This is a genomic window from Winogradskyella pacifica, from assembly GCF_013403915.1.
Taxonomy (GTDB): domain Bacteria; phylum Bacteroidota; class Bacteroidia; order Flavobacteriales; family Flavobacteriaceae; genus Winogradskyella; species Winogradskyella pacifica.
Genome location: NZ_JABFDI010000069.1, coordinates 1 through 663, shown reverse-complemented (window position 1 = coordinate 663; position 663 = coordinate 1). Strand labels below are relative to the sequence as shown.

Below are 663 nucleotides of genomic sequence, written 5' to 3'. Positions count from 1 at the left end.
TGACGCCAGCGATTTATTCGAGCGGTGAGGTGCGCCCGGGATGGTGTGGGAATGCAGAAATACCCCCTCGACCTGGTGGTCGAGGGGGTATTTCTGGGGGTTGTGTTCGGCGGTGTCCTACTCTCCCACACCCTGTCGAGTGCAGTACCATCGGCGCTGGAGGGCTTAGCTTCCGGGTTCGGAATGGGACCGGGCGTTTCCCCTCCGCTATGGCCGCCGTAACTCTGTGAAACTGTTACACACGGAACACAACAGAGTCTCTTGTCATCCCGTTTGTGGGGATGGTTGGAGGGTGTTGGTTCATTCAATTGTTGGTGGTTCTGAAACGTGTGTTGTTTCAGATATTGCACAGTGGACGCGTGGCGTTTCTTTTGGGTAAGTCCTCGGCCTATTAGTACCAGTCACCTGCATCGGTTACCCGACTTCCAGTTCTGGCCTATCAACCCGGTGGTCTGCCGGGGGCCTTACTCCCTCAAAGGGGAAAGAGAAACCTCATCTTGGAACAGGCTTCCCGCTTAGATGCTTTCAGCGGTTATCCCTTCCGAACGTAGCCAACCAGCGGTGCTCCTGGTGGAACAACTGGCACACCAGAGGTTCGTCCGTCCCGGTCCTCTCGTACTAGGGACAGCCTTCCTCAAGTTTCTAACGCGCGCGGCGGATAGA

The 663-nt window shown here is 56.4% G+C and carries 1 protein-coding gene and 2 rRNA genes; 1 reads left to right on the top strand and 2 read right to left on the bottom strand.

What is annotated here, in order from left to right:
* Positions 1-104: 104 nt before the first annotated feature.
* Positions 105-221, bottom strand: a 5S ribosomal RNA gene (rrf, locus tag HM984_RS18080).
* 5 nt (positions 222-226) lie between these two features.
* On the opposite strand from rrf, the gene HM984_RS18075 reads away from it, so the two are divergent.
* Complete coding sequence (locus HM984_RS18075; protein ID WP_179350123.1) at positions 227-379, top strand: hypothetical protein; 153 nt, start codon at positions 227-229, stop codon at positions 377-379.
* Here HM984_RS18075 and HM984_RS18070 read toward each other — a convergent pair.
* Positions 372-663, bottom strand: a 23S ribosomal RNA gene (locus tag HM984_RS18070); the annotation flags it as partial. The genes HM984_RS18075 and HM984_RS18070 overlap by 8 nt on opposite strands.